Annotated in this window: 20 protein-coding genes; 15 read left to right on the forward strand and 5 right to left on the reverse strand. The window is 55.2% G+C overall.

Features of this window, described 5'->3' with window-relative positions; all coding sequences use genetic code 11:
- Positions 1-18: 18 nt before the first annotated feature.
- Genes MYS68_RS03395 through MYS68_RS03405 form a run of 3 tightly spaced genes read right to left on the reverse strand, consistent with a single transcriptional unit; the run spans position 19 to position 4,448 of the window.
- Positions 19-1,011 (reverse strand): sugar ABC transporter substrate-binding protein, encoded by a 993-nt coding sequence (locus MYS68_RS03395; protein WP_248924475.1) that lies wholly within the window; start codon positions 1,009-1,011, stop codon positions 19-21.
- The gene (locus MYS68_RS03400) at positions 1,012-2,631 is read right to left on the reverse strand and encodes a response regulator transcription factor (RefSeq protein WP_248924476.1); all 1,620 of its coding nucleotides are present in this window, start codon (positions 2,629-2,631) and stop codon (positions 1,012-1,014) included. It abuts the gene before it with no gap.
- Entirely contained in the window at positions 2,628-4,448 is a 1,821-nt protein-coding gene (locus MYS68_RS03405) for a sensor histidine kinase (RefSeq protein ID WP_248924477.1), read from the reverse strand. Before MYS68_RS03405 ends, MYS68_RS03400 begins: the two co-directional genes overlap by 4 nt.
- 420 nt (positions 4,449-4,868) lie before the next feature.
- Between MYS68_RS03405 and MYS68_RS03410 the strand changes: the two genes are divergently transcribed.
- The 5 genes from MYS68_RS03410 (at position 4,869) to MYS68_RS03430 (ending at position 10,658) form a co-directional block, all read left to right on the forward strand.
- Positions 4,869-5,915, forward strand: coding sequence for an ABC transporter substrate-binding protein (locus MYS68_RS03410; protein ID WP_248924478.1), 1,047 nt, complete (start codon positions 4,869-4,871; stop codon positions 5,913-5,915).
- Positions 5,916-6,024: 109 nt separating this feature from the next.
- A complete protein-coding gene (locus tag MYS68_RS03415; protein WP_248924479.1) occupies positions 6,025-7,533 on the forward strand; it encodes a sugar ABC transporter ATP-binding protein in 1,509 nt (502 codons plus the stop codon).
- Positions 7,534-7,538: 5 nt separating this feature from the next.
- The gene (locus MYS68_RS03420) at positions 7,539-8,567 is read left to right on the forward strand and encodes an ABC transporter permease (RefSeq protein ID WP_248924480.1); all 1,029 of its coding nucleotides are present in this window, start codon (positions 7,539-7,541) and stop codon (positions 8,565-8,567) included.
- The gene (yjfF, locus tag MYS68_RS03425; protein WP_248924481.1) at positions 8,560-9,525 is read left to right on the forward strand and encodes a galactofuranose ABC transporter, permease protein YjfF; all 966 of its coding nucleotides are present in this window, start codon (positions 8,560-8,562) and stop codon (positions 9,523-9,525) included. Before MYS68_RS03420 ends, yjfF begins: the two co-directional genes overlap by 8 nt.
- Positions 9,526-9,614: 89 nt before the next feature.
- Positions 9,615-10,658: an ABC transporter substrate-binding protein gene (locus MYS68_RS03430; protein WP_248924482.1), complete on the forward strand. Its 1,044-nt coding sequence runs from the start codon at positions 9,615-9,617 to the stop codon at positions 10,656-10,658.
- Positions 10,659-10,725: 67 nt separating this feature from the next.
- Here MYS68_RS03430 and MYS68_RS03435 read toward each other — a convergent pair whose 3' ends face one another.
- A complete protein-coding gene (locus MYS68_RS03435) occupies positions 10,726-11,016 on the reverse strand; it encodes a DUF3817 domain-containing protein (RefSeq protein WP_248924483.1) in 291 nt (96 codons plus the stop codon).
- 225 nt (positions 11,017-11,241) lie between these two features.
- On the opposite strand from MYS68_RS03435, the gene MYS68_RS03440 reads away from it, so the two are divergent.
- The 5 genes from MYS68_RS03440 to MYS68_RS03465 all read left to right on the forward strand — a co-directional run bounded on the left by MYS68_RS03440 (position 11,242) and on the right by MYS68_RS03465 (position 18,813).
- Positions 11,242-11,739 (forward strand): NUDIX domain-containing protein, encoded by a 498-nt coding sequence (locus MYS68_RS03440; protein WP_248924484.1) that lies wholly within the window; start codon positions 11,242-11,244, stop codon positions 11,737-11,739.
- Between the two features lie 421 nt (positions 11,740-12,160).
- The gene (locus MYS68_RS03445) at positions 12,161-13,918 is read left to right on the forward strand and encodes an ABC transporter ATP-binding protein (RefSeq protein ID WP_248924485.1); all 1,758 of its coding nucleotides are present in this window, start codon (positions 12,161-12,163) and stop codon (positions 13,916-13,918) included.
- Positions 13,902-15,728 carry an ABC transporter ATP-binding protein gene (locus MYS68_RS03450; protein WP_248924486.1) on the forward strand — a complete coding sequence of 609 codons (1,827 nt, stop codon included), beginning with the start codon at positions 13,902-13,904 and terminating at the stop codon, positions 15,726-15,728. Before MYS68_RS03445 ends, MYS68_RS03450 begins: the two co-directional genes overlap by 17 nt.
- Before the next feature lie 131 nt (positions 15,729-15,859).
- Positions 15,860-17,803 carry an ABC transporter ATP-binding protein gene (locus MYS68_RS38455; protein ID WP_275983420.1) on the forward strand — a complete coding sequence of 648 codons (1,944 nt, stop codon included), beginning with the start codon at positions 15,860-15,862 and terminating at the stop codon, positions 17,801-17,803.
- 353 nt (positions 17,804-18,156) lie between these two features.
- Positions 18,157-18,813, forward strand: coding sequence for a ThuA domain-containing protein (locus tag MYS68_RS03465; protein WP_248924487.1), 657 nt, complete (start codon positions 18,157-18,159; stop codon positions 18,811-18,813).
- Between the two features lie 44 nt (positions 18,814-18,857).
- Here the strand turns inward: MYS68_RS03465 and MYS68_RS03470 are convergent, their stop codons facing one another.
- On the reverse strand, positions 18,858-19,259 hold the full coding sequence (locus MYS68_RS03470; RefSeq protein ID WP_248924488.1) for a hypothetical protein: 402 nt from the start codon (positions 19,257-19,259) through the stop codon (positions 18,858-18,860).
- Between the two features lie 303 nt (positions 19,260-19,562).
- Between MYS68_RS03470 and MYS68_RS03475 the strand changes: the two genes are divergently transcribed.
- From MYS68_RS03475 to MYS68_RS03490, 5 genes are all read left to right on the forward strand, one after another.
- Positions 19,563-20,624, forward strand: a complete 1,062-nt coding sequence (locus MYS68_RS03475) for an aliphatic sulfonate ABC transporter substrate-binding protein (RefSeq protein WP_248924489.1) — start codon at positions 19,563-19,565, stop codon at positions 20,622-20,624.
- A 28-nt stretch (positions 20,625-20,652) separates the two neighbouring features.
- Positions 20,653-21,879: a threonine synthase gene (locus tag MYS68_RS03480; protein ID WP_248924490.1), complete on the forward strand. Its 1,227-nt coding sequence runs from the start codon at positions 20,653-20,655 to the stop codon at positions 21,877-21,879.
- 62 nt (positions 21,880-21,941) lie between these two features.
- Positions 21,942-22,070: a hypothetical protein gene (locus tag MYS68_RS38460; protein ID WP_275983421.1), complete on the forward strand. Its 129-nt coding sequence runs from the start codon at positions 21,942-21,944 to the stop codon at positions 22,068-22,070.
- Between the two features lie 138 nt (positions 22,071-22,208).
- Positions 22,209-24,194: a ribosomal protection-like ABC-F family protein gene (gene abc-f / locus MYS68_RS03485; protein ID WP_248924491.1), complete on the forward strand. Its 1,986-nt coding sequence runs from the start codon at positions 22,209-22,211 to the stop codon at positions 24,192-24,194.
- Between the two features lie 272 nt (positions 24,195-24,466).
- Positions 24,467-25,702 (forward strand): MFS transporter, encoded by a 1,236-nt coding sequence (locus tag MYS68_RS03490; protein ID WP_248924492.1) that lies wholly within the window; start codon positions 24,467-24,469, stop codon positions 25,700-25,702.
- Positions 25,703-25,723 lie beyond the last annotated feature (21 nt).

Raw genomic sequence — 25,723 nt, forward strand, 5'->3', positions numbered from 1 at the left:
TGACGGGCTGACGAAACGTTACGGCTTAAGCTTGGACAGCGATTCGCCGGTCACTTCCTGCATGCCGAATTCTGCCTGCTGGGGGAGCGACTTTCCTTCGGATGCGGTTCTCAAGAGCTCGATGATCCTTGTGCCCCAGCCGTCCTCGTTCTGAGAGACGACGGAGGTGATTTGGCCATTGATGACGGCTTCCTTCACCTCGGGGGTAAGGCCGAAGGCGAATGCCCTTCTGCGCAAACCTTGCGCTTTCCAAACGATAATCGACGAAGAGCTGGAAATCCAGTCGACATCCACGAGCGCATCGAAATGGGGATGGTCGTCTATCATCGCTTCCAGATTGTTGATCGCGCGTTCGCTGAGGCCGGTATGGTAACGCGTATCGAGCACCTGGATGTCGGTCCGCCCGGATAAATAATCGAGCATGCCTTCCAGCCGGCGGCTTTGGCCGGCGGAATCTCTGTGGCCGGCTTCGACCAAAATCATTCCTTTGCCCTTCAGTTCGCGGTCAATCAGCTTGCCCATCAAATTTCCTTCCGCGAAGGGGTCGTTGCCTAGATATGCTAAGCGGCGGCTTTGGGGCGCGTCGGACTCGAAGCAGATGACCGGAATGCCTTCCTGAACGGCTTTGTTGATGAGCGGAGTCAGGGCGTTCGGATCGATCGGGTCGATCGCAATGCCGTTCACCTTTTGCTTGATCATCGTCTCCATCATCTGAATCTGCCGCTCCACGTTGTATTCGTCCGGCGCTTTAACGACCAAGCGGATGGACTGGGGTTTGGCGGCTTCCTCGATCGATTCGGTAATCGATTCGTAAAAGGGATGCGCCGTCGGATACAAAACGCCGAAGGTCAACCGGTTCGAATCCGGTTCTGCGGTTGCCTTCGGTTTATCCGCCGAGGATGGAAGCTCCGTCTTCGGCACAAATAAAACGGGAGTGCGAAGCAGCAATACCGCGATACAAATGAAGATGACGATGCCTCCGGCAATACGGACCGTTGATTTGCTGCGCATTTAGCGGTCCTCCTCCGAGCCGGCCCCTATGCAATCGGCGCTTCCCGATTTTCGGAACTCCTTGGTCGTCATGCCGGTCATTCTTTTGAACAAATTCGAAAAGTAATGGGGGTCGCTGTAACCTGCCTGAAACGCGATCTCGTACGTTTTCGCGGCACTGTTCTTCAGCAGCTCCATGGCGAATTGTATGCGGGTTTGCGTTAAAAATTCGATGAAGGTCTGCCCGGTCTCCTGGCTGAATACTTTGCTGAGATGGCTTGCATTCATGTTGACATGATCGGCGACCTCTTGAAGCGAAAGCGCGTCGTTGCCAAAATGGGCCTGGATATAGTCCTTCGCCTTCCGGATGATAGGACCGTACTTGTCGTTGGAACGGGAACGCCAATTCCAAAACTGCTCGATCAGTTTGATCAAATAGTCCTTCAGCTCCCCGTGCGAACGGATTTGCCCGATCCGCATTTGAAACTGCCTGAGATAGCGCTCCGGATCCTCCACGTGACGGTACATGTCCTTGGCGGAACGGAATACTTCGAGCGTCAAATCGTTAATAATGTAGTATCCTACCGGTGTCGACGTCCACTCGATATGCTTCAAGTCTGCGGCATATTCGTTCACAAACGGCGAAAGCATCGGCGGAGAACCGATTTTCATGAAATCGACGAATTTTTTGCGGTCCAGTAGAACGAATTGCTCCATCACCTCTGCGCTTTGCTGCCGCATGGTCAGCCTGTTTTGGCCGGAAAGCCGGCGCCAATGCATGTCCTGGGCCGCATCCAGGAAGGACAGGTGGACGCCCTGCAGCCGATCCTGCATGCTGCCGATACCGACGGATACCGGGCATGCCGGTTCGGACAGCCGATCCGTATCCGCGGCAAGGCTTTGAAGCTCTTTGAACGGCAGCAGCTCCCGGTGAAGCTCCTCGAGGGTGCTCGCTTTCAAGAGCCAGACGGTTTCGCTTCGGCTTCGTTTAAATTGCAGCACATCGGTACGGGCGGTCAGCTTCCGCAGAGCCGGTACCGGCCCCGCGGCATCCGAAGCGTCGTCCGCGGCATCCGCCATGACAAGCTCCGCGTCACGAACGTGCGCCATGGCGACAATGTAAAATCGGGCCAGCAGGCTTAAACTCAAGGCGGAGCTGAGGTGAACGGCATCCGTTGTCGTCATGAAACCGCTGCACAAGTCGTTAAGCAGCTTTTCCTGCGTGACCTCCTGCAGCCTCATGGCGTTCGCCTTTTCGCCTCGTTCCTTGTCGATGGACTCGCTCACACGGTGAAGCAGCCGGAGCAGCTCGCTGGCGCTGATCGGCTTCAGACAATAGTCCACGACGCCCATCCGCAAAGCGCTTCTGGCAAATTCGAAATCTTCATAACCGCTGAGAATCACGATTTTGATCTCGGGGTATCGCTGGCATACGATGGCGCTCAATTCCAGACCGTTCATAAACGGCATCTTGATATCGGTTATGAGGATATCGGGACGAAGCTGCTCGATTAACGTTAACGCCACTTCGCCGTCCGGCGCTTCGTCGCAATATACAAATCCTTCTTTTTCCCAATCGATGCTGTCCCGCATCGTTTCCCTGATGAGAATTTCGTCATCGACGAGCATCACCTTTTTCATGCGCTCACCTCGCTTTCTCTCCACGCCGCAGGCAGGCGAATCGTTACGACCGTACCTTCGTTCGGCTCGCTGTCCAGCTGTACCTTGCAGGCTTCTCCGTAATATAACCGGATGCGCTGCTGTACGTTATGAAGGCCGAATCCCCCGGATACCTCATTGCCCGTCTCCTCCGGAGGCTGCGCTTCGGATAGGTCGCTTCGCACCTTCTCGAGCCGTTCCGGCGGCATCCCGATGCCGTTGTCTTCGACCACAAATACGATATGCTTGTCATCCTCGGCGAAGGCGCGGATGCGGATCAGCCCTTTTCCCCTTTTGTTCTTGATGCCGTGATATATGGCATTCTCCACGATCGGCTGCAGCGTCATTTTCAGGATCGGGTAACTGTGCAAGCTCTCGTCGACGTCGATTTCATATTCGAGGATGTCCCGGTACCGCATGCGTTGTATGGTTAAGTAGCTTTGCAGATGCTCGAGCTCTTTGGCCACCGTGATCCAATCTTTTCCTTTGCTGAGGCTGATTCGGAAAAGCCGGGATAACGACATGACCAGCTGGACGACCTGATCCTTCTTTCCCGCTTCGGCCATCCATAAAATCGAATCCAGGGTGTTGTACAGAAAGTGCGGATTGATCTGGGCCTGGAGCGCGCGCTGCTCGGCTTTCTTGATTTCCTGCTGCTCCTTGATAATCTGGTCGAGCAGCGTTCTTATTTTCCCGAGCATGATATTGAAGCTGTTGCCGAGCTCGGCGATCTCGTCGGTCCCGGCAGGGGTGACCTTCGCTTCGAGAAAACCGGATGCCGCCAGCTGCATCTTGTTTTTTAACACATGGACGGGGCGGATCAGCCGGGAGGACACGAAGAAATGCAGGATCAAGGCGAACGCGATGCAAAGTCCGACACTGATGATGATCAGCTGCCGGATCGAATTGGCTTCCTCCACGATTTCCTGCAGCGGGACATAGCCGATAATTTTCCACCCCGTGCTTAAGGATGCCGAGGCGAAAATGAATTTCGGCTTTCCTTCCGACGAGTCGATAAGCTCTGTGGCGGAGCCGTTTAACAGCTCCTTCAAATCTTCCTTCTTCGGCAGTCCGCTGCGGCCGCCGGTTTGTGACGGGCTGAAAATAGGATTGCCGTCCTTATCGACCACAAAAAAGAAGCCGTTGCGGCCGATGGTCACCTCATCGCAAAATTTCTTGACGATGCTGTCGTCCATATCGATGATGATGAAGCCGATCACCTCGTGGGTAATGCGCTGCTGCACGGTGGAAATCATCGAGATGACGTTCGTGTTGTTGTACTGAAACCCGTCCAGGCGCTCCATGGAAGAATTTCCGAAAGGCACGTTCAGCACCTCGTCCGGATGGTCGACCAAATACGCGAGCTGCGGGTTCCTCAGCGGATTCCGGTCGATTTGGAAAACGCCTTTCCTTTCGCTGATGCCTCGGCCGTACAGATTGATCATCGTAATATTGAGAACCTTGTCGTACCGGTAGGTTTGGCGATAGGAGGAGATCGTTTTCAAAATATCTTTCGCATTTTCGTACGTAGCCGCATTCTGGGAGAACAGAAATTGCAGCACCTGCGGGTTTTTCCTCAGCTCCAGCAGCTTGCCCGTATCGATGAACAGCTGGTCGATATCGCGGGCCTGCGTGTCGGCCACCAGCTTCGTGGACGCTTTGCTGTTTTTGAACACGATATTGAACGATTTCTGATATGAAATTAAACCGACGGATATTAAAGGAACGCAAGTGAAGAAAACAAACATGAGGAGCAGCTTGGAACGCAGACTCGAGGAAATCCTTCGGATCAGCTTCATGCGTATGCAAAACCTTTCTTCATCCTTCAATTACTGAGAATATGAGAAATTTCCGCTGCGTGTCCCGGATCGTACTTCCGATCGCTCTTGTCCTCGGATTTCTTGATTAGAACCGCCCGTTGGCGGTAGAAATCCGAGAACAAAGGCGACCGCTAACGCTTCTCCAGTACGATTCCGTCCACTTCGCTTTTTTTCATGCATTTCAGTAGTTAAATTATGAAGCATCGTTTTTGAAAACGCAATCATCGGCAAAGAAATTACAGTTTCGCGAAAAAATATTCCAGTTTTTCCGAGGAAGCGTTTGCAAACGCCTAAAAAATTATAAATTTAACCGATCATACTCCGTATAATCCCGCGCTGCTCCCCCTCTATAATGAGGTCACACCAAACGAAATGGTGATCCAAAGGGAGGAATGAAACATGAAATTAAAAAAATCGGGCATGGCGGTCGCGGCTTCGCTGATATTGCTGTTCACGGCGGCCTGCGGAAGCAGCGGCCAGAAGCCGACGAACGCATCTGCGACACCGGCGCCGGCACCGGCGGCTGCGGACAATAAGGCGGGTGCTGATAACAAACCCGCAGGCGGCAAAAAGATCACGCTCGGTTTCTCGCAGGTCGGTGCGGAGAGCGGATGGCGGACAGCGAATACGAAGTCGATTCAGGATTCGGCCAAGGAGGCCGGCATTGACTTGAAATTCTCCGATGCCCAGCAAAAGCAGGAAAACCAAATTAAAGCCATTCGTACCTTTATTCAGCAAAAGGTGGATGTGATTGCATTCTCGCCCGTCGTCGAATCCGGTTGGGATACCGTGCTGAAAGAAGCGAAAGACGCGAAGATTCCGGTCATCCTGACCGACCGCGCGGTCGACTCCAAGGACACTTCGCTCTACCGGACGTTCATCGGATCGGACTTCGTCGAGGAAGGCCGCCGCGCCGGCAAATGGCTGGTCGACCAATATAAAGACGCCAAGGAAACGGTGAATATCGTTCAGCTGGAAGGCACGACAGGCTCGGCTCCGGCCAACGACCGCAAATCCGGATTTGAGGAAGTGATCAAATCGAATCCGAATCTGAAGGTGATCGCCTCGCAAACGGGCGATTTCACGCGGGCCAAAGGAAAAGAAGTCATGCAGGCGTTTCTGAAGGCGAACAAGAACATTCAGGTTTTGTACGCACATAACGACGATATGGCGCTGGGAGCGATCCAGGCGATCGAAGCCGCAGGCCTTGTGCCGGGCAAGGATATCAAGATCATCTCCATCGACGGAGTCAAGGACGGCTTCGTCGCAGCCAGCGAAGGCAAGATCAACTTTATCGTCGAGTGCAATCCGCTGCTCGGGCCGCAGCTGATGCAGGCGGTGCGCGATGTCATCGACGGCAAGCAGCTTGCCCAGCGAATCGTCACCAAGGAGGGCGTATTCACCTCCGAAGAAGCGAAGAAAGAGCTTCCTAACCGCCAGTATTAAAGATTGGCGGAATAAATAAGGCATACGGATTGCAATCCGTAGGAGAAGGCCGTTCCATACCGCTGTTCGGCGGGAACGGCCTTTGGCCTTGAAAGGAGATTAACGGACTATGAACGAGCGGCCTCCTATTTTGCAGATGACCGGAATCCATAAGCTGTTTCCGGGGGTTAAAGCGCTCTCCGGCGTCAATTTCCGGATGTTTCCCGGCGAGATCCACGCACTCATGGGGGAGAACGGCGCAGGAAAATCGACGCTCATTAAAGTTTTGACGGGAGTGTACCCGATCGACGGAGGAACCGTCGAATTGGACGGGCAGCGCATCGCCATTGGCAGCCCGCAGGATGCGCAGAAGGCCGGGATCAGCACGGTGTATCAGGAAGTCAACCTTTGCCCGAATTTATCCGTTGCGGAAAATATATTTATCGGCCGCGAGCCGCGCAGCTTCGGGCGGATTATATGGAAGGAGATGTACCGAAGCGCCAGGGAATTGCTTCTAACCAGGATGAACCTGGACATCGACGTTACTCTTCCCTTGCATTCATACTCCGTAGCTGTTCAGCAATTGGTCGCCATTGCCCGGGCCGTCAGCGTATCGGCCAAAATATTGATTTTGGATGAGCCGACCTCAAGCCTCGACCACGGCGAAGTGGTTAAGCTTTTCGCCGTGATGCGGAAACTGAGGAGCGAGGGGCTTGCGATTTTGTTCGTGACGCATTTTCTGGACCAGGTGTATGAGGTGTCGGATCGAATAACGATTCTTCGGGGCGGGGAATTTGTCGGGGAGCATCTCACGAAGGATCTTCCCCAACTAGAGCTGGTCTCGAAAATGATCGGCAAAGATCTTCGCCTCCTCGAGGAGCTGCCTAAAACGGCAGGGCAGCATTCGCGTGAAGACGAGATACTGCTCGAAGCGGTCTCCTTGGGTAAAAAGGGGACCATCGAGCCGGTGGATTTGGAAATCCGCAAAGGGGAAATTGTCGGCTTGGCCGGTCTTCTCGGCTCGGGAAGAACGGAGCTGGCCCGCTTGCTGTTTGCCGCCGACCGAAGGGATACAGGGGCCGTTCGCATCCCGGGCAGCAATACCGTCTTGAATTCCCCCCGCCAAGCAATTGACCGCGGCATCGCCTTCTGCTCGGAAAACCGCAAGCTGGAAGGAATTATCGACGATCTGACCGTCCGCGAAAATATCATTCTTGCCCTTCAGGCGTCCCGTGGCTGGACCCGTACGATTTCCCGCAAGCGGCAGGAGGAAATCGCTGACGAATATATTCGCACGTTGAACATCAATCCGCCGAATCCGGAGCAGCTCATTAAGCATTTAAGCGGAGGCAATCAGCAGAAGGTGCTCCTCGCACGGTGGCTGCTCACCGAGCCGAAGCTGCTGATCCTGGACGAACCTACCCGGGGGATCGATATCGGCGCGAAGGCGGAAATTCAAAAGCTCGTATTGTCGCTGGCGAAAAAAGGGGTGTCGGTGCTGTTTATTTCTTCCGAGCTGGATGAGGTGCTGCGCGTCAGCGACCGCATCGCCGTGATGAGGGACCGCCGGAAGGTCAAGGAAATGTCAAGAAACGAAATGAGCCAAAAAAGCGTTATGCAGGCGATCGCGGGAGGGTAAGCGCAATGATGAAGCATCACTTGTTTTGGCCGCTCTCCATGCTGGGGGCGCTGCTGCTCTTTAACTTGATCTATTCTCCGGACTTTTTTACCGTCAACATGCGGGACGGTCATTTGTACGGCAGCCTGATCGATATATTGAATTTCGGCTCCCCGTTAATTTTGATCGCGCTGGGAATGACCTTGGTCATCGCCACCGGAGGAATCGATTTGTCCGTCGGCTCGGTTGTGGCGATTGCCGGAGCGATCTCCTGTCTTATCGTCAGCAAGGGCAGCGATCAGAATGAGCTGGCACTCGTGTTGACGGCGGTCGCCGTCTCCGTGCTGCTCTCTCTTTTCGCCGGTGTATGGAACGGGTTTCTCGTAGCCGGAGCCGGCATTCAGCCGATTGTCGCCACACTCATCCTGATGGTGGCCGGTCGCGGGGTGGCGCAATTAATCACGGACGGGCAAATCATTACCGTGTCCAGCACGCCGTATAAATATATCGGCGCGGGATCGCTCTTCACGCTGCCGTTTTGCATTTTTATCGTTGCGGCCATCTTTATACTGGCTTATCTGCTGACGCGAAAAACGGCGCTCGGACTCTTCATCGAGGCGGTCGGCTGCAAGCCGACGGCCAGTCGGCTCGCTGGAGTGCGCTCGAGCCTGGTCATCCTCGCGGTATATATGTTTTGCGGCTTGTGCGCCGGCATTGCCGGGCTCATTCTTTGCTCCAACGTATCCAGCGCAGACGGGAACAATGCCGGGTTATGGTACGAGCTGGATGCGATTTTGGCCGTCGTGATCGGGGGCACTTCGTTAAATGGCGGCAGATTTTATTTGGGCGGGACGCTGGTCGGCGCGCTTATTATCCAGACGCTGACGACGACCATTTATATGATAGGCGTCCCCCCGGAGACGACGCTTGTCGTGAAAGCGTTCGTCGTGACGGCCGTCTGCCTGATTCAATCGGAATCGTTCCGTCAAGCGGTCCGGCTTCGCCGAAGCAAACGCCAATGGATCAAGGGAAAGGAGCTGAATCCGCATGCTTAAGCGGCAGTATATTCCGATCGCAGTTACCGCCTTGCTGTTCATCGCGATGTTCGGCGTCGGCTCCTTCCGGTATACGGGGTTCTTTTCGCTTCAGGTTATCTTCAATCTGCTGATCGACAATGCTTTTCTTTTGGTAGCCGCGGTGGGAATGACGTTTGTGATCGTTTCGGGCGGAATCGACTTATCCGTTGGGTCCATGGTTGCTTTGACGACCATGATATCGGCGAGTCTGCTCAAGCTGGGCTGGCCTCCTTACCTGGTCATTCCGCTCGTATTGGCCGTGGGAGCTTGCTTCGGCAGCATGATGGGGGCGATCATTCACTATTTTCGGATCCAGCCGTTTATCGTTACCTTGGCGGGGATGTTTATGGCCCGGGGGTTGTGTTACGTCATCGATATCAATACGATCACAATCGATAACGTGTTTTACAAAAACATGGCCCAAACCAAAATTGCTTTGCCTGGAGGCAGCTTTATTTCCGTCAGCGTGCTGATCGCACTTGCCGTCGTCGGGGCCGGGTATTATCTCGCTCATTATACGAGAACGGGAAGGAATATTTATGCGCTGGGAGGCAGCGAGCAGTCGGCCCATTTAATGGGTCTGCCGATCGGAAGGACCAAGATTTTGGTCTATGCGATCAGCGGTATTTGTTCCTCGCTGGCCGGAGTGGTGTTTACGTTCTACATGCTGTCGGGGTACGGGCTGCACGCGCTCGGCATGGAGCTCGACGTGATTGCGGCCGTTGTGATCGGCGGTACGCTGCTCACCGGCGGGGTCGGGTATATCATAGGTTCATTCTTCGGCGTTATGATTCAAGGCGTCATTCAGACGATCATCTCTTTTGAAGGAACGTTAAGCTCCTGGTGGACGAAAATCGTCATCGGGCTGCTGCTCTTTCTGTTCATCCTGCTGCAAAGACTGCTGAGCGAACGCCGCTGGGCCCAGCAGAAGGGGTAGCGGCTCACGAAAGTGATTGCCGGAGACCGTTTACTGTCCGTATAATAAGATTGGTTGAACACAAACAGGTTGACAAGGCTGGTGATCGCATGGGCTTGCTGCAGCGTTTCATCTTGAACGTCTTCATCGGATTTGCCGTGCTGCTGTCGGGATGTGCGGCTGTAACCCAGGATGCCGGCAACAATTACGAATTCAAGGGAAGCGCCGGGACGAGGGAGTCCCTTGCAGCCGAACCGTCACGGACGGCGGACCGGACCATCACTTTAGGCTTCTCCCAACTCGGCACGGAGAGCGATTGGCGCAACGCGAACACCGCTTCGATCAAGGACGCGGCGAAAGAGGCGGAGATCCGGCTGATATTCGAAAATGCCGAGCAATCGCAGGAGCAGCAGTTTCAGGCGGTAAGGTCGTTTATCCGGCAAAAGGTCGATGTGATTGCCATCGCGCCCGTTGTCGAGAAGGGCTGGGAGCCCATCCTGCGGGAAGCGAGGCAGGCGGGTATCCCCGTTATTTTGGTGGACCGGCTTGCGGAAGTATCGGACACCTCCCTGTACACGGCTCTGATCGGTTCGGATTTTTACGAGGAAGGCCGCAAAGCCGGAAAATTCGTGGTCGATAAAGTGAAAAATGTTCCGGGTCCCGTCGGCATTGCGGAATTAAAAGGAACGGCGGGGTCGGCGCCTTCCATCGGCCGGGGAGACGGCTTCCGCGAAATCGTTCGGAATCACAGCGACCTGGCGATTTTGGAAAGCGCGGTCGGAAACTTTACTTTTGAAGAGGGCAAGGAAGCGATGCGTTCCATCCTTAAAGCACGCGGGGCCGAGGTCCGCGTTCTCTTCAGCCATAACGACGATATGGCTCTCGGAGCGATCGAAGCCATAGAGGAATACGGTTTGAGTCCCGGCAAGGACATCGTCATCGTATCGGTGGACGGTACGCGCAGGGCGCTTGTCAACCTGGAGAAAGGCAAGCTGAACTACGTGGTGGAGTGCAACCCGCTGCTCGGGCCCAACTTGATGCAGGCAGTGAAGGAATTGATGAGGGGGAGAACCCTGCCCAAGCGGATCCTCACCCCGGAAACGGTATTTACCGAAGCCACCCCTGCCGCAGAGCTGGCGAATAGAAAGTATTGAAGCCGCGAAAGCGGCTTTTATTATGTCTAAGGGAAGTATAGCGCAGCTTATGTTTGCGAAGGGGGCTTTACCTTTCCTTTCGGAGCCTCGCATCGAGCACGAACGTGCCGAAAGGCAGAAGCGAAGCGACGAACGCGCCGATCACGCGCAGGAGCGACCAACCGTGGCGGATCCAGACGAACAGCAGAGCAAGTACAAACAGGACGAACAATATGCCGTGGGCCATACCGACGAACCGGACCGGTTCGGGCATGTTTGCCGCATATTTGAGCGGCATGGCGACAAAGAGCAGCAGCAAATAGGAAATTCCTTCAATTATACCGACGACTCGCAAAACGTTGACAGAAGTCTTTTTCATCAAAACCACCCCATCTGTGAGATATTTCTCTTGAATATTCTATAGTGATCGCGGCATTTCCCTCCGGCTTCGAGCTCCGATTGTGGCGAATTTCGAAATTATTCGATCCCCAGAAACATATCTCGATACGAGAACATTTTCATATCAAATAGATACTTTTTGATATGCAATCGTTGTCATATTATGGATGCAAGCAGTTAAACCAATTTAACGGGGGAATGCCCGATGTCGGGAAAATGGTCCGAATCTTATGTAGGGCAGCTTCGGCAATGGGTCGGTCACCGGAAGCTGATCGTACCGTCCGTTCGCGCCGTCATATTCAACGAGCGGGGCGAGGCGCTTTTTATCCGGAGAAGAGGGGACGGAAGCTGGGCGCTGCCGGCCGGGGCGATGGAGCTCGGCGAATCGATTTTCCAATGCCTGCAGCGGGAGGTTAAGGAAGAGACGGGGCTGGACGTGCACCGGTCCACCTTGATAACGATTTATACGGGGCCGCAATATTCCATTAAAAACAGCTTCGGTGACGAGTATCAGGGATTCGAGTTCTTGTTCCGGGTCGAAGAATGGTCAGGGAACCTTGAAAAGGAAACGGACGAAACGGCGGGTGCCTCATTTTTTCCTTTTGACCGTCTGCCTGGCGGGTTGCCGGGCTACTGGGCGGACCATCACAAGGAAGTGGTGGAGGATGTGAACGCATTCCGCGGAGCTCCTTTTATCAAATGACGACGGCTGAGCACCCGAATATGAAAAAACATGGCCGGGTATACTTTGAGGGATTGCCAAATGCCCAGTGTGAAAGGAGGCTACGGCCAATGTCCCGCGATACGACCAACAACAACGGCAAGAAGGTACAGCCCGGCAACAATCAGGACTCCGAGGTGCCCGGTTCGAACGGCAAGTCGAAAAGCAAGTAACCATGCTGCGAAATCAGGAGGCCTTCTCCAAACGGAGAAGGCCTCCCGGTTTTGCAGGGCTGCAACTTATTTTCATAATAAAGAGATCAAGGAAGCAAAAAGCCGAATTGTTTACGTTAACAAAGAAAAATTTAGAAATTTCAGGCGTACCGCTCGCATAGTGCTGATGAAATATTTAGCTTAGCAAAGTATAATGAAACGGGACGAAAAAACAACAGGGTGTGGTAGCTTTGAACAACGAACGTCTGCTTCTGAACTATTTGAAAAAATACTGGTACTTCTATGCGGCGGGAGTCGTTTGTCTCGGCACTGCAAACATCACCCAGTCGTATTACCCGAAAGTGCTCGGCAGCTTTGCCGACCAGGTGCAAACAGGGGGCGTCACGGCTGACATCGTTGCGCATTACAGCCTGCTGCTGCTCGGGATCGGCGTCATTTACGGCACTTTGTTCGCGGGCGGACAGTATACCGTAATGCGGCTCGGACGATATTTCGAGTTTTTCACGAGAAAAAGGCTGTTCACGCATTTTACCGGACTCAGCGAGAGCTATCATTCGAGGCACGGTGTCGGGGAGCTGCTCAGCTATGTGATGAACGACGTTACGGCGGTCCGCGAGTCGATTTCGATCGGATTCAACCAGACGACGAACGCGGTCATCCTTATTTTATCCGCTATGGCGATGATGGTGCTCAGCTCGATTCCGCTGTACCTGATTTTGGCCTGTGCGCTGCCGCTCTTGATCAGCCCGTTTATCGTGGTCTACATGGGGCCGATCATCCGCAAAAGATCGCTTAAGGTGCAGGAATCGCTGGCCAAAATGACCGAATCGGCCGAGGAGCAGTTCGGAGGGATCCGCGTGACGAAAAAGTTCGCTGTGGAACCTATCATGCGCGGCCGTTTCGGCAAAACCGTCGACGCCATCCGCGATAACCAGCTGCGGCTTGTCCGGGTGTCTTCCCTTTTTCAGGCGGCATTGCCGTTCTTGGGATCGCTTTCACTGGTCATTACGATCATCTTCGGGGGTTATTTGACCATCCAGAACCGCATATCGCTCGGGAATTTCGTCGAACTTACGCTGTATATGCGGATGATGGTGAACCCGCTGCAAAATATCGGGAACGTGATCAACACGATGCAGCGGTCGAAGGCTTCGCTCGAAAGAATCAACAAGCTGCTGGCCGTGCAGCCGGATATCCGCGAGATCGAGCACGCCGAGGTGCTGAACAAGGAAGCGTCGGACATTGCGATAAGCCGCCTCTCCTTCACTTACCCGGGCGCCGGCGGCGAAGCTTTGCACGATATCAGCCTGTCGGTCAAGGCGGGCCAAACGCTCGGCATCATCGGCAAAACCGGCAGCGGCAAAACGACGCTCGTCAAGCTGCTGCTGCGGATTTACGACCCGCCGGAAGGAACGGTGCGCATCGGCAGGCAGGATATACGCCGCGTCACCCTCGAAAGCTTGCGGAATCATATCGCTTACGTGCCGCAGGACGGCTTTTTGTTCAGCACGACGATCCGCGACAACATCGCCTTTTCCGACCGGGAGAAGCTCTCGGCCGCCGATGTCGAGAACGCTTCCCGGCAGGCGCAGCTCTATGACAATATTATCGAGTTCCCGGACCGGTTCGAGACGAAGCTCGGCGAGCGCGGAATTACGCTGTCCGGCGGGCAGAGGCAGCGGACCAGCCTGGCGCGCGGTTTCATCAAGGACGCTCCGATCCTCATCCTGGACGACAGCGTCAGCGCGGTGGATGCCGTCACCGAGACGAACATCATCCACCAGCTGCGCCAGGCGCGCAAAAACAAAACGACGATCATCATCGCGCACCGGATCAGCGCTTTAAAGCATGCGGACGAGATCATCGTCCTGGACGAAGGGCGCATCGTGCAGCGGGGAACCCACGAGCAGCTGCTCGCCGAAGGCGGACTTTATGCGTCCCTTCATGCCATTCAAGAGGAGGGAACGCGTTATGCCGAAGGAGAATAACAACACGAAGCCGGGTGAAGAAATCAGCGGCTCCTATCACGTCAGTCCGGAGGAACGCAAGGCGGCATTCAGGGCGATCGTCGCCTTCGCCAAACCTCATCGCATGACTTTTGTTTCGGTGTTTTTCTGCACGCTGATCGCCATCACCGCCGATCTGCTGCAGCCGTATCTCGTGAAAATCGCGATCGACGACAACCTGCTGATCGGAAAAAACGATTTTCGCATGCTGCTGATCATCTGCGGCACGTATTTGGGGCTGACGGTGCTCAGCTTCGGATTTACGTATTTGCAAAACAACCTGCTGCAGTACGCGGGACAAAGCATCGTCTCGCGCATCCGCAAGGACCTGTTCGAGCATATCAGCAAGCTGCATATGGCGTTTTTCGACCGGTTTCCGAGCGGCAGCCTCGTGACGCACGTGTCGAGCGACACCGAATCGCTGAACCAGTTTTTCACGCAGGTATTTCTCAGCCTTATTCGGGACGGGATGACGCTGCTGTTCATCGTCGTCATGATGTTCCAGCTGGACTGGACGCTTGCGTGCTACAGCCTGATTTTGATCCCGATCATTTTTGCGATCGCCATCGCCTTTCGCTCCTATATGCGCAAGACGTACCAAATTTCGCGGACGCAATTGTCGCGGCTGATCGCTTTTGTCGCGGAAAACTTGGCGGGCATGAACCTGATTCAGGCGTTTCACCAGGAAAAAAACCAGGAGAAGCTGTTCGCGGAGCAAAACAACCGGTATTTGCGCGCCAACCTGCGGGAAATCCGGACGAACGTGCTGTTCAACCGCTCCTTCGATATTCTCGGCAACGTCGCCGTCGCTTTCCTGGTTTGGGTCGGCGGGATGGCCGTGTTCCACAAGTCGATCGAATTCGGCGTGTTGTATGCATTCATCACCTATATCCGGCAGTTTTTCCAGCCGATCAACAACATCACCCAGCAGTGGAACACGCTGCAATCGGCGACGGTTTCGATGGACCGGCTGTACCGGCTGTTTACGACGAAACCGGAAATAACCGACTCGCCCGTTTGCAAGCAGGTTGATCCGGATGCCGTCAGGGGGCGGATCGATTACAACCATATCCAGTTCGGCTACTCGGAGGACACGACGGTCATTCCCGATTTGGATCTGCATATCCGCCCGGGCGAAATGATCGGCGTCGTCGGCGCGACCGGCGCCGGCAAAAGCTCGCTGATGAGCCTGCTCTGCCGGTTTTACGATGTGCGCAAGGGCAGCATCGAGATCGACGGCACGGACATCCGCGACATTCCGCAGGCGACCCTGCACCGAATGGTCGGCCTCGTCCAGCAGGAGCCGTATTTGTATTCCGGCAGCATCGTCGACAACGTCCGGCTTTTCGATCCGCAGATCGGCCGCGAGCAGGTGATCGAAGCGTGCCGCTTCGTCGGGGCCGATGCACTGATCAGCCGGCTCGCGGACGGGTACGACACGATGCTGTCCGAGAGGGGAAGCGGTCTTTCGGCCGGGGAGCGGCAGCTCATCTCGTTCGCCCGCATCGTCGTATTCCAACCGAAAATTCTCATTCTCGACGAGGCGACGGCCAACCTGGACTCCCACACGGAGCAGCTGATTCAATCGGCGCTGCAGATCGTTTCCGCAGGCAGAACGACGATCGTCATCGCTCACCGGCTTTCGACGATCATGCAGGCGGACCGGATTCTCGTCATGAAGATGGGACGGATCGTCGAGGAAGGCACCCACCAGGAGCTTCTCGCGAGAAAAGGCTACTACGAGCAGCTGTACCGGCACTCTCAAGGAAAAGCGGCGGTAAGAGCGGTGTAACCCGCCCGTTCGCTTGAATCTGACCGAATGCGGCCCACGGGCATGCACACATTTTATCCAACATTAAGCGGCGAAGATGACCCGCGGCGCGAGCGGGACGTTTTCGCCGCATTTCTCAAGGAGGGAACCTGATGTCTTCAGCATCAGCTACAGCACCAGCGCCCGAGCCTAGAGACAAAAGAAAGCTGTTAAAACGATATTTCGTTTTTGTAAAGCCTTACCGCTATTATTTGCTCGCGATTATTTCGCTCGGCATTTTGCAGTTTATTGTTCCGCTCGCCGGACCGTGGATGACCAAAATTATGATCGACGAGGTGCTTCCCCGCAAGGAAAGCTACTGGACGCTCGGCAAGGTGATCGCCGTGCTGGCGGGCATCCAGCTGTTCGGCATGGCGGCCAATTTCACCCGCAATCTGGTGACGTCGGTCATGGGCAACCGGATGGTGCACGATACGCGTACGGAGCTGTACCGCCACCTGCAATCGCTGTCGCAGCGGTATTACGACAGCCGCCAAATCGGCAGTATCGTCTCCCGCGTCATCAATGACGTGAACGGCGCGCAAAACCTCGTGAACGGCGGCGTGATCAACTTTGCCGTCGACCTGTTTTCGGTCTTTTTCGCAGGTTACATGCTGTTTTACTTGCATGGCGAGCTGGCGCTGTGGGGCATCGTGCTGCTGCCGCTTTATTATTTGACCTTCACCAACATGAACGTGCGCATCCGCTTCGCCTGGAGGGCGGTTCACCGGCAGATGGAGCGCATCTCCGGGGTGCTGGTCGAACGCGTCGCCGGCATGAAAATCGTTCAATCGTTCAACCGCGAGGACACCGAGCTGGCCCGACTCGAAAAGCAGGCGAAAAACCACTACGATTACGTGATGTCCGCGCAAATATTGTCCAACCTGCTCGGCCGCATCAGCCAGTCGTTCAACAATGCGGGCAGCCTGATCATCTGGTTTGTCGGCGGCCGGCTCGTGATGGAGGGGCACATGTCGACCGGCGAGCTCGTCGCCTTCCAGGCGTATTTGTCGCAGATGTATAATCCGATTCAGCGGTTTTCCGAGGTCAATGTGACGATCCAGAACTCGCTGACGAACATCGAGCGGATTTTCGAAGTGTTCGATATCGAACCGGACGTGAAAAACAAGGAGAACGCATTGCCGCTGAAACAATGCAAAGGCGACGTCGAGTTCCGGGGCGTCTCGTTTACTTACGTGTCGGAGCGGCCTCTTTCCAATATCGTGAGCAAAAACGGCGACCCCGATCTCGTCGAGCGCATTCGTCCGGCGAAAAAGTTTTATCTGCTCCCGCCGAAAACGGCGACGGATCCGCCGCAAATTGTCGTGGAAGAACGCGAAGCGCTGCTCGACATCAGCTTCCACGCGAAGCCCGGCGAGGTGATTGCGCTGGTGGGGCCGAGCGGGGCCGGCAAATCGACGCTGATCAACTTAGTGCCGCGGTTTTACGATCCCGACGAAGGTGCGGTGCTGATCGACGGCATCGACATCCGCGACTACGACGTCCGCGACCTGCGGAAGCATATCGCGCTTGTGCTGCAGGATAACGTTTTGTTTTCCGGTACGGTGTACGAAAACATCGTCTACGGCAATCCGGATGCGACCCCCGAGCAGGTATACGCGGCGGCGAAGGCTGCAAACGCCCACGATTTCGTGATGGGCTGGGAGCAGCAGTACGATACGGTGCTTGGCGAGCGAGGCATACGGCTGTCCGGCGGACAGAAGCAGCGGATCGCCATCGCGAGGGCGCTGCTGAAAAATCCGCGTTTTCTCATCCTCGACGAGGCGACATCTGCTCTCGACGCCGAATCCGAAGCGCTCGTCACCGAAGCTCTGGAGAAGCTGATGAAGGGGCGAACGACGATCATCATCGCCCACAGACTCGCCACGATCACCCGTGCGGATCAGATTCTCGTGATGGATCGAGGAAGGATCGCCGAACGCGGCAGCCATGAGGAGCTGCTGAAGCTGGGCGGCCTGTACCGCGACCTCTACGAGAAGCAGCTGAAGGCGATGCGCCCCGAGGAGCTGCAAAAGCTGCTGCGTACGGCGAACTGATCGCCGTTAAGCTTGTGTCCGCGGGACGGGGTGTTTGCCGGGACATTGTCAGGTTTAGATCAACTGGCCCACAGCACATGTTCGCCGTCCAGCACCACCCCGGGTACATAAAGGAACTATCGTGCGCTAAAACGGCTATTTCGGGTGGTTCGCCAAAAATAAAGGAACTCCGATGCGTTATTTGCATGTTTTTCCTTCACCAAACCATTTTCCGCCAATTTAGCGCATCTCAGTTCCTCTAATTTTTTCGAAATGTCCTCTTACCCGAGAATAGCGAACGTGAGTTCCGCTATAATTAACGGGAGCTGGAAAGCGGGAGAAAAGTTACAGAGAGAAACGGAGGAGAACGCTCTATGAGCGGCAGAACGAACGTTTTAATCATCGGCGACAGCACCGATGCCCCATATCATCCGCTGGAGCCGGCCTATAAGGAACTGAACGGCATTCTCGGCGGCGAGTTTGAGCTTGAAGCCACGGAAGATTACGACCGGTTGACGGAGCTGTGGCGGAATCAGGCTGCGTACCCGCTGTGCATTTCCTATACGGACTGCTGGAATCGTGATATAAAACCGGAGCAAACCGCCGGTTTGCTCCGTTATGTGGCGGGCGGCGGGGGGCTTCTCGTCATCCACAACGGCATTTCGCTGCAGCGCAGCCACGAGCTGCTGCAGATGATCGGCGCCAAGTTCGTCACGCATCCGCCTTTCCAGCGGCTGAGCTACTATCCCGCGGCGGAAGGCCATCCGCTGCTTGAAGGCGTTGCACCGTTTACGGTGGATGAAGAGCCGTACGTGTTCGATTTTGACCCCTTTACCCGAAAAAAAGTGTTCCTGGAGTATGAATTTGAAGGGAACCGTTATCCCGCGGGCTGGGAGCATACATACGGCCTCGGCAGAGTCGTCTATTTGCAGCCGGGGCACCGCGCTTCGTCTTTTGGGCCTGAAGCGTACCGTCGGCTGGTGCTTAACGGCGCGCGCTGGGCGTCCGGACGGCTTGGCGCAGCCGAATAGTTAAAAGCCTTCCCGCGAACCGGCGCAGGAAGGCTTTTTTGACATCACAAGAAATAAGGAAAACCGTAGTAAGGATAGCTGTACGAATAGCTGTAAGGATAGCCGTAGTACGGATAGCTGTAATAGGGGTAGCCGTAATATGGATAAGTGAGTGCGGTCGTGGTGACAAAAGGGAAATACGAGCCATATCCGAATCCATGAAAACCGGGACCGACATGGCCGAAACCGTGCCCGAAGGCATGGCCGAATCCGGGGCCGTACCCGTGGCCGGCGCCGGTAAGGCCAAAACCGTGACCGGCGCCGGTAAATCCGGGGCCAAAACCGTGGCCGGCACCGGACAGTCCATGGCCAACGGGTCTTGCTTGCTGCAGCTCCTGCTCTTGAGCCGGATCTTGCTTCTGATCTTGCTGCTGCCCTCGTGCAGCTTGATACGAATTTTGAGACATTCTTTAATCCCTCGCCTTTTCTTAAAGTGATGTACTATATCATATGGCCTGATGCCCAGTGGGTGAGGCGAATGCCCAGATTTGGGCTTGTTTTTTTTCTCCGCGAAAACATAGGGGAGTGCTTCGGATAGTTTTTTTGCATAAATCATTATTGACACATCGGAATTATAGGAATAAACTTAGTGCAGTAAAATATGAGCCGATCGGACGAACTGAAGGCTCCTTACTCCTATACTTTTGTATGGGGGTAAGGAGCTTTTCCGTTTTTCGATCCATAGAAAAGTAAAGGGAGAGAGCATGACAATGAGAAATCTGAAGGCTTTTATTTTCGCAGCAATATTCGCAGCAGCTTTGAGCATTATTTCGGGTTGCGGAGCGGCACAACCTGCAGGGCAAACAAACAAAACCTCATCGACTTCAAATTCGGGCGATACAGGTTCCGCTAACGGCGGCAAAAATCAAATCGTCGTGAATATCGGCATTCAGCAGAGCATTTGGCCGATACTCGCAGCCAAAGAAAAGGGCTGGTTTGAGGAAGAATTCGGCAAAGTCGGCGCGAAGGTCAACTGGGTGGAGTTTCAGAGCGGGCCCTCATATTTTGAAGCGATAGCGTCGGATCGGCTCGACTTCGGCAGGGTAGGCAATATTCCCGTATTGGCCGGACAGGCGGCGGACGTTTCGTTCAAGGAAATTGCTACGGCGAGTATGGGCGAGAAAGGCGACGTCATCCTCGTGCCCAAGGACAGTCCGATTAAAACGATTCAGGATCTGAAAGGGAAACAAATTGCGGTATCCAAAGCGAGCAGCGCTTACGGATTATTGTATAAAGCATTGGAGTTCGGCGGGTTGAAACCGAGCGATGTCAAAATCATTCAGCTGCAGCCGGACGAAGCACAGCCGGCCTTTGAAACCGGCAAGGTTGACGCGTGGGCAATTTGGGAGCCGTTCCAATCGATTCAAGTTTTGAAGAACGGTGCAAGGACTCTTGCTAACGGAGCTGCGGTAAATTCTTTTAGCCCGGGCTTCCAAATCGTGCGCACCAAGTTTGCGGAGGAGCATCCGGAGCTTGTCGTCTTGTACCTCAAGGTGACGGAAAAGGCGACCAGGTGGCAGAAGGAGCATCTCGAGGAAGCGATCGAATTGTACGCGAATTTACGGAAGCAGGACAAGGAAACGATGCGCCGGGTGCTGGAGAACTCCGAGCCGTCCAACGTCCCGATAACGGCGGATGTGATCAAAGCTCAACAGGAAACCGCCGCTTTGCTTGAATCTGTCGGCGGTCTGAAAGGAAAACTGGATACCTCCAAGGTTGTGGATAACCGATACATCGAGAAAGCGCTGCAGGAGTTTAAGGCAGCGAAGTAACCCAGCGTCCAAGAAGGAGCAGATTGCAATGAAATTCAGTTATTTAACCCACTTGTATTGTCCAAAATGTCAGGCTGAATATAATCCCGCCGACATCCATCAGCTATGTGTGTGCGGATCTCCGCTGCTGGCCGGCTACGATCTTGAAACATTAAAAAAAGAGACTCGTCCGGAGACGCTTGTAAGCAGGAAGCCCGATTTGTGGCGTTATCACGAGCTTCTGCCGGTCGCTGAGCCAGGCCATATCGTATCGCTGGGCGAGGGGATGACACCGCTGCTTGCCATGCCGCGGATTGGGACGAATATGGATATCGAACGTTTGTACATGAAAGATGAAGGCGTTATTCCAACCGGCTCCTTTAAGGCGCGAGGTGCGGCAGTCGGCGTATCCAAGGCTAAGGAACTTGGGGTTACGGGGTTGGCTATGCCGACGAACGGGAACGCCGGTGCCGCATGGGCGCTTTATGCAGCAAGGGCCGGCTTGACATCGACGATCGTGATGCCTGCCCTCGCACCTTCCATTACAAGAAACGAGTGTGCGATTTCAGGAGCGAATCTTCATCTGGTGGAAGGTCTGATCAGCGATGCCGGTAAAATCATAGCTGAAGCCGTTAAGCGGCATGGATGGTACGACGCATCGACATTAAAGGAGCCATACCGGATAGAAGGCAAAAAAACGATGGGCCTTGAAATTGCGGAACAGTTCGGCTGGAAGGTTCCCGACGTTATTCTTTATCCGACGGGAGGCGGAGTAGGGCTTATCGGCATTTACAAAGCGCTGCGCGAACTGATTCAGCTCGGATGGATCGAGAATAGGCTACCGCGGCTCGTGGCGGTTCAATCTGCCGGGTGTGCCCCGATTGTTAAGGCGTGGAAAGAGAGGAGGGCGGAATCCGAATTTTGGACGGATTCCTCGACGATCGCTTTCGGCATTAACGTACCGAAGGCATTGGGGGATTTTCTGGTACTGAAAGCCATCTATGAGACGGACGGCTGTGCCGTTGCAATTGAGGACGGTGCCCTGCTTGAGGAATTGAGAGCCATCGCCGAGCTGGAGGGGGCATTTGTTTGCCCGGAAGGGGCGATTGCCTTTGCAGCGGCCCGGGATTTAAGACGAACCGGATGGATCAAAGAAGGGGAGACGGTCGTCGTTTTGAATACGGGCTCAGGCATTAAATATCCGGATACGGTGCAAGTGGAGGTGCCGATAATGCAGCCGCATGAAACGCTGCCGAATGATGCCGGATTGCGCTAACATTTTCCGTATGGTATAGTAAAAATTGTTTAACCAATCGATTCGGTAAAGGAGGTGTCAAAATGTTGCAAGTCGCCGCACGCAGCAAGTGGGCCCAAACGTGGGTCAATCAAACTGCGATCACATTCCGTTTTTCCGCAAACGGGAGAGGTCTGTCCTTTTACGGCGACTGCAACGTTTTGACCCTTTAAAAATCATGACCGACGGACGGCTCCGATGCCGGACCGGGTTTGATTTTATGCGGCTGATGAGCCACGGGTAAAAGGTTGCCTTTTGCCTGTGGCTTTTTTGCGTGCTTAAAAAAATTTACCGAATGCGAGTTGATCGATATGTTGCTTTGTGCAGTGGAGAAAATCGGAAAAATGTGGGGCGCATCGCCCGTTTTTGAACAATTGTCGCTGGAGATTCACGAAGGGGAGCGGATCGGCCTGGTCGGGCCTAACGGCTGCGGGAAAACGACGGTGCTGAAGCTGCTGTCGGGCATGGAACCCCCGGATGCGGGAGAGATCCGGTTCAAAAAAGGCTGCCGCGTCGCGCTGCTTGCGCAAATCCCCGAGTTCGGTCCGAAGGTCACGGCGCTTGAGGTGCTGCAGGAGGCATACGCCGAACTGCTTCGGATGCGGGAGCGGATGGCGGAGCTGGAGGCGGGCATGGCGGACCCGGAGGTTATGGATAAGGCACTTCAGGAATACGGGACGCTGCAGGATGCTTTTGCGGCGAGAGGCGGCTACGAGATGGAGGCGAACTTGTCCCGGGTCGTGGAAGGGCTCGGCGTTGCGCCGCTTCTCCAACGGCCATTCGGCAGCCTGAGCGGCGGGGAGCGGACGAAGGTGTGTCTGGGGCGGATTTTGCTGCAGGGCCCGGATTTGCTGCTGCTCGACGAACCGACGAATCATTTGGATCTGGGCGCGGTGGAATGGCTGGAGTCGTATTTGCAGGATTACCGCGGCAGCGTTCTGGTCGTGTCGCACGACCGTTATTTTCTGGACCGCGTCGCGAATAAAATTTTCGATATGGAAGGCGGAGCGGCCGACGTTTATCACGGCAACTATTCGTATTTCGTTCAGGAGAAGGAGCGCCGGCTGCTGGCGGAGTTTGCGGCTTACCAGGAGCAGCAGAAAAAGATCCGGAAGATGGAGGAAGCGATCAAGCGGATGCGGATGTGGGCGGCGCAGGCCGACAATCCGAGTATGTTCAAGCGCGCGGCGTCGATGCAGAAGGCGCTGGACCGCATGGAGAAGCTGGACCGTCCCGTGCTGGAGCGCAAAAAGATCGGGCTGCGGTTTGAGCTGGGAGAGCGCAGCGGGAAAGACGTCGTTGTGATGGAAGGGGTGAGCATATCGTTCGGCGGCGGCGAACAGCCCGTCGGGGGTTCCGGCGATGCCGAAGGCGTTCGGACGCTGTTCGCCGGAGTCAACCTGCTCGTGCGTTATGCCGAGGCGGTAGCGATCGTCGGCGGGAACGGGAGCGGGAAATCGACGCTCTTGCGTATGATCGCCGAGGGGCTGCCGCCGGATGCCGGAACGGTGAAGATCGGCAGCGGCGTGAACATCGGCTATTTGGCGCAGCATGACTTGTTCCCGGATGAGGAGAAAACCGTCATCGATGCGTTCCGCGGCACGGTGATGGTGGAGGAAGGGGAAGCGCGCCACCTGCTTGCCAAATTTCTGTTTTACGGCGCGTCCGTGTTCCGCAAAGTAAAAAGTTTGAGCGGCGGCGAGCGGATGCGGCTCCGGCTCGCGCAGCTGATGCACCAGGATTTGAACGTGCTCGTGCTTGACGAGCCGACGAACCATCTGGATATCGATGCGCGCGAAGCGCTGGAGGATACGCTGGCGGCTTTTCCCGGCACCGTCATCTGCGTATCGCATGACCGGTATTTGCTGAACAAGCTGTTTCCCGTGACGTACTGGCTTGCAGGCGGCACGCTGACCCGCTACGAAGGTCGTTACGACGAGGCGAAACGAAAGCGCGAAGCGGAGGAGAGCGGCGTTCGGGGAGCCGGTGTTTCGGCGGCTGCAGGCACGCAGCGAGGTGGCGATGCGGTCGCACCGTCGCGGGGGGACAGCGGCCGGCGGGAAGCGGATCGCGGGCGACGGAGGCCGGCGGCGGGCGATGATACGGCCAAGCAGCTGGTGAAGCTGGAGGCGGACATCGCCGCCGTCGAGCGGAAAATCGCCGTGCTTGACGATGACATGATGCGTGAGGAAGACGCGAAAAAGCTGGCGGCGTTGCACGGCGAGAAGCTGCTGCTGGAGGCCGAACGCGAGCTGCTGTACGAGCGCCTGGAGCGGATCCTCGGCGCACAGTCGTGACGGTAGCGGCCGCGCGAACGCACCCGGCCTGCGTTTGAGGAAAATCCGCAGTTATTTCGGCGTGTTACGGGAGGAATCGCGATAAAAGCCGCTAAGGTACGGAAAATACCGGCTTCAGACCGGCCCCGTTGCGTTGTGAGATGGAATATTTTTTGGAGCAAAGCCCGGAATGTATTTTCATCACTATACTATAAATTTCCAGACCCATGTGATAACATTAAACCGACGGGCATCGTTTGCGAACCACAACAACGTGAAAAGAGGTAGCCGCCTTGTTTCAGAAGCTGAGAGGAAATGCGCGGGGCTGTTTGATTTACGAGCCGATGTTTATTTTGCCTTACAGCCTTTATCTGACGTATGCGCCGGTTTATATGCTGGAGCTCGGCCTCACCGAAACGCAGATCGGCCTTGTGACGTCGCTTGGTCTTGTGCTGCAAATTTTCACATCGCTGATCAGCGGATATTTGACGGACCGCATGGGGCGAAGATGGGCGCTGATCGTCTTCGATTTCGTCAGCTGGAGCGCGGCGACGCTGCTGTGGATGACGGCGCAAAACTTTTGGTTTTTCTTCGCCGCGGCGATCGTCAACAGCTTTCAGAAGGTGCCGAACACGGCATGGTACTGCCTTTTGGTCGAGGACAGCGATCCGCGGGAGCGGTCGTACATCTTTTCGGCGCTGCAGTTCACGAGCATAGCCAGCGGCTTGTTTGCGCCGCTCGGCGGGCTGCTGGTCAGCCATTACACGCTCGTTCCGGCGGAGAGAATCATGTACGGGCTCGCTTTTGTCAGCATGACGTCGATGTTTATTTTGCGCCATTTCGCGACTTACGAGACGGAGATCGGCCTGCGCAAGATGAAGGAGAACGACAGCCTCGACTGGAGGAAGCTGCTGCGGGAATATGCGGCCGTGTGCAAAGCGATTGCGGCTAACCGGCCTTTGCAGCTCGTTTTCGGCATTTATGTGCTGTATCAGTTCCAATTGACGATGAAAAATACATACTTGTCGATTTATCTCGTGCAGTGGCTGCATTTTGAGGACGATTTCATCGCCTGGTTTCCGGCCGTCACTTCCGTCGCGACCCTTTTGTTAATGCTCATTTATATTCCGAAAATGAAAAGAGACCGCGTAAACCGGTCGATGATGGCGGGGCTGCTCATCTGCACGGCTTCGTTTGTCATCCAGGTTTTGACCCCGCCCGGACAGGTCGCGCCCATCCTGCTCAGCACCTTGCTGGCGGCGGCCGGCGGCATTATCGTGTACCCGAACCTGGAAGCGGCAGTGCAAAATGCGATCGACGACGAAAACCGCGCCGGTGTTTTTTCCATCCTGTCCGTAATCATCCTTGTTTTCGTCTCGCCGGCCGGAATCGTCGGAGGATGGGCTTATTCGCTTGACCCGCGGCTGCCGTTTCTGCTTGTCGTCGCCGCGTTTTTGCTGAGCTGTCTGCTCATGCTGATCTATATGAAAAACAGCGGCACAGCCTCTTCACATCATGTAAGCGGTTAAAAAGGTGATCCCGGTGACTCA

Source organism: Paenibacillus hamazuiensis (genome assembly GCF_023276405.1).
Classification (GTDB): domain Bacteria; phylum Bacillota; class Bacilli; order Paenibacillales; family NBRC-103111; genus Paenibacillus_AF; species Paenibacillus_AF hamazuiensis.